This window comes from Thermogemmatispora sp. (assembly GCF_019683755.1).
Taxonomy (GTDB): domain Bacteria; phylum Chloroflexota; class Ktedonobacteria; order Ktedonobacterales; family Ktedonobacteraceae; genus Thermogemmatispora.
In genome coordinates, this window is sequence record NZ_JADGHT010000385.1 from 1 (window position 1) to 4061 (window position 4061).

4 protein-coding genes are annotated in these 4061 nt (G+C 56.0%); all 4 read right to left on the reverse strand.

The window, feature by feature from the left end:
• Positions 1 to 217: 217 nt before the first annotated feature.
• Entirely contained in the window at positions 218 to 883 is a 666-nt protein-coding gene (locus IRZ24_RS17635) for a hypothetical protein (protein WP_297167139.1), read from the reverse strand.
• Between the two features lie 202 nt (positions 884 to 1085).
• Positions 1086 to 1766: a CpsD/CapB family tyrosine-protein kinase gene (locus tag IRZ24_RS17640; RefSeq protein WP_297167142.1), complete on the reverse strand. Its 681-nt coding sequence runs from the start codon at positions 1764 to 1766 to the stop codon at positions 1086 to 1088.
• 235 nt (positions 1767 to 2001) lie between these two features.
• The gene (locus IRZ24_RS17645) at positions 2002 to 2823 is read right to left on the reverse strand and encodes a hypothetical protein (protein WP_297167144.1); all 822 of its coding nucleotides are present in this window, start codon (positions 2821 to 2823) and stop codon (positions 2002 to 2004) included.
• An 81-nt stretch (positions 2824 to 2904) separates the two neighbouring features.
• Positions 2905 to 4061, reverse strand: a 1157-nt coding sequence (locus IRZ24_RS17650; RefSeq protein WP_297167147.1) for a glycosyltransferase, incomplete at its 5' end; no start/stop codon positions are given.

The following is a 4061-nucleotide window of genomic DNA, read 5'->3' on the forward strand; positions in this document are numbered from 1 at the left end:
CCGCAGAGGTCGGTAGGATCTCTGTGCCGCACGGGATCGCCAGAGAAAGGAACCAGTTTCCTTTCTCCATGCTTGCTCGGAGCTGGCTAATACTGACATCCGCTCGATTGCTAAGCGAACCAAGGCGTACAAGATGGCGAAACAGAATACTTCGTAAGCTGGACATAAGCGCTCTTCAAAGGCCCTCACTGCTCTCGCATGCTATTGAGCCAATCTCTCACTGACAGGCCGCCTGAGAAGGGGCCAGAGCGTTATCGGCTCCCTCACTTTGATAGTCTATAATCCGCCACTGATGATTGCTATCCTCCTGCAGGGTCAGTGTCAGACGATAGCTATGCTGAAGTTTGCTGCGGGTAATCTCGTAAGTGGAACTCCAGGTATTGTCTTGAATAACAGTTGAGCCTTCGACTTGCTTATAGTCTATAACAGTGCCAAAGCAGGCATCATAGCGCTGGGCTTGAGCAATAAAGTTACTCTGAGCGCCCGGCTGAAGCGTCATCGGAGGACCAAGATAGCGGTAGGCCTGAGCGTAATCCTGGGTACCTAGAGCGGCGAGAAAGTTACTAGCCGTTATGGCGGCATCTTTACTGAGGCTCAGGCCGATACTAAGATTGAAAGCGGCGAAGAGGCCGGTGAAGCCGCAGATTCCACAAATGGCCAACGCGAGGACAATCCATAGCCAGCGCCATCGACGCCTGCGTGGAGGCTCTATTTCAACCTCAGCAGGAGACAGCCAGGCAGCAGGTGATTTCCATCCTGCCGACTCGCGGCGACGACGGCGGCTACGACCGTTGACCCCATCAGCCATCTCAAACTCAGCAAAATCCTCCTCATATTCATAGCGTTCCTGAGACTCTTCATCCCGGTCCCTGCGTCCTGGCATGAAATCCTCCTGCCGTACTGTAGCATCGCAGTAGCTCTATTTAAGACGCTGCTCTGTGCCTGCCATCTGACGGCAATGCGCTAGCAAGTGATGCCTGATGTCCGAGCTGCTCGTTTACTATTATGGATGGAGAGCTATCCAAAGGGCAAGTCTGGCCAGCTAAACCTGCTCTCACCCGGCGAAGCAGGGAAAGTACCCCTGCCTATGCCTGGGCCAGGATCACCCCACTCAGGTGAGCGTGGGCGCGCTGTAGCTGCTCACTGGCCTTCTTTGTCGCCGTTCGTGTACTGCGTCCCAGAACAACCACCAGGAAAGTCTGATCAACGCAGGCCCCTAGCAACGAAGCGTCAGCCCCCTCGAGGACAGGAGCCCCATGCACCACTACTAAGCCTGATTGGCTCTGGCCTTCTTCTAGGAAGAGGCGGACGCCCTGGAGCAGCTCTGGTAGACGAGCTGTATAGGGAGCCAGCCCGTGTGGTAGCCTGCCGGTACCACTGCCCAACAGCCAAAGCTGAGGCACGAAAGTTGGCACTAGGTACGGGCTTACCTGCTGGGAAGTCAAAGCCCGCTCCTGCAGCAGCAGATCCGAGAGACCTGGACCTTGGCTCAAACCAAAACGCCGGTGCAGCCTAGGCTGGCGTACATGGGCCTCGATTAGCACTGTTGGCAAGCCGCTTTGTGCCGAAGCAATAGCTAAATTAGCCGCCACAGTGGCCTGTTCCTCTGGATGCGACGGACTAGTCAGCAGCAGAGCCAAAGATCGCTGCTGACTCTCCCAATTTAAGCGAATCGTTGCGAAAAGCGAGAAGACCGCCTCCACATAGGCCGAACCGGGATCATAATCTGATAACAAAGGTTGCATCTGCGTATGTGATTCACCCACGATACAATCTCCCAAGCTGCCGGAAGGTTCAGCTTGCAGGCGACTTACCTGCTTACCGGAATTAAGAGCACCTTCCGGTCAACCACTCATCATTGATTTCTCTCCTCACACCTTGCCTTTGTGCTTCTCCCGCCGATCTCAACGCAAAAGAAACATCATATAATGGAGCTAATCTGTCCGCCTACGAAGCTATTCCTCACCGTAGGAAGAAAACCGTATCTCTATCGGCTCCGGTTCAAGAAACCGGGGCAGGAGGACCACGTCGCTCCCCAGGGCGTGGGGCCCGCGGTAGCTCGCCATATACCGGCAACTCCAACAGCTCTACGACCTCCTCTGCACTGCGCAGGCGATCATCCAGATAATCTATCAGAAAGGCCAGGGCCAGGCCAATGATCAGAGCCACCAGTATGATGGCCGCCAACAGCATCAGGCGATTGCCTGCCGAACCGGAACCAAGGGCCGGATCAGAGGCAGGACTTACCAGGCGTCCAATGGCTGCCGGCTGCAATTGCTCTGTGTTAAGGCTCGTACCTGGCGTACCCTCAATGATGTAATCAAGATAGGTATTCAAACGGTGCGTCAGAACCTCACCCACGGCCTGAGCAATGGCCCAGGCTCCGGGCGCGGTTGGCCAACTGACGTCAATGGTCACCAGATTATGCACGCGACTCGCCGAAAGCGCTCCGGCAATTGCTCCCGGGTTCTGCCAATCGCCCAGATCAGGATTGCTGCCATAGCGCGCCTGGATCGCCTCCATGTCTTGACCGACCTGATCTGAGACAGCTTTGTCGAAGCCGGGAAGGGTGACCACATTGGGCACGGCGTCGGCCAGCGCCTCAGCAACCTGCATGTCCTCAATATAGCTCGGAATCATACTGCGAGGGGCTGGCTGCAAACCCACCTGGATCGTCACAGACGAGTGATAGGCTTTGAGAGCGCCGGGCGTTTTCCACAGGTGATAGCCCTGATAGGCAACATAGAGAGCAGCAATCACTACGACCAGGATAATGATCCAGAGACGGCGCCTGACGACACCCCAATACGCTCGCAATTCCACGATGAACTATCCTTCCTCTCTTCTTCCTGACAGCGTTGGAAGCCAGCAGCGCGCAGCGAACGGCCCTATCAGACCGAAGCCCTAAGGTGTTCCAGAAGTTTCTGTCTGCCCCTGCCATCTCCCTTGCGCTGTCCGCGCAAAAGGAGTAGAGGACTCGCGTGACCTGCGTTCTGCTAGCTTCGCTTCGATGAATTGCTGGATCCGGCGTTGGAAGCGCGGCTTATCAAACTCTAAGGCATGCTCACGGATTGTATAGGGATCAAAGGCCCGTTCATCGAAGGTAGCCAGCACTGCGGCCAAACTCTCTGCTGTTTGCTCTCGGAAAAAGACGCCTGTCACACCCTCAATGACAGAAGCCAACGCGCCGCCAGCCCCGTAGGCAATCACTGGGCGACCCGCCGCTTGGGCCTCAAGCGGCGTGATGCCGAAATCCTCCTCACCTGGAAAGATCAGTGCGCGACAGTGGGCGAAGTAGTCCAACACTTCTGCATCGCTGAGCCGACCGGCAAAGTGGATGGTCGGCCCCGCTAGCCGTTTCAAGCGTGGCAGGTCGCGCCCTTTGCCGATAATGACCAGAGGCAGACGCAGCGCGTTACAAGCCTCAATAGCTAGATCAATGCGCTTGTAAGGAACCAGACGGCTTACGATCAAAAAATAATCGCCTCGCACCTGCGGCTCGAACTTGAAGCGGCTGACGTCGACCGGCGGAGGGATGACCACAGCCTCGCGGCGATAGTACTTGCGAATGCGCTCAGCCACCACGGGAGAATTAGCAATAAAGTAATCAACGCGAGCCGCCGTCACCTGGTCCCAGATACGCAGTCGACTGATCAAGAAAGGCAAAAGGCGGCGAGTCAGGCCCCCCAGTTGCTCACGCTCAACATACTCCTCATAGTTCCAGCACCAGCGCATCGGCGTATGGCAGTAACAAATATGCAGCGTCTCCGGGCGCGTAATCACCCCCTTGGCGAAAGCGCTGGAACTACTGATGACCAGATCATAGCCACGCAGATCCAGGCTTTCCATGGCGTAGGGGTAGAAGGGTAAATAGGGTTGGTGGTGGCTGGTCACCAAAGGGAACCTCTGCATAAAAGAGGTACGGATATCCATACGCCGAAATGCGGGGTCAACCCGTTTCGGATCATAGATAGAAGTATAGAGGGGGGCGTCGGGAAACAACTCGTGCAGGGCCAAAACGACACGCTCTGCACCCCCCATTTGGTTCAGATAATCATGGA

Excerpts from the sequence above, each read along its gene's own strand:
- IRZ24_RS17635 (WP_297167139.1), bottom strand. The coding sequence starts at position 883 with ATGCCAGGACGCAGGGACCGGGATGAAGAGTCTCAGGAACGCTATGAA.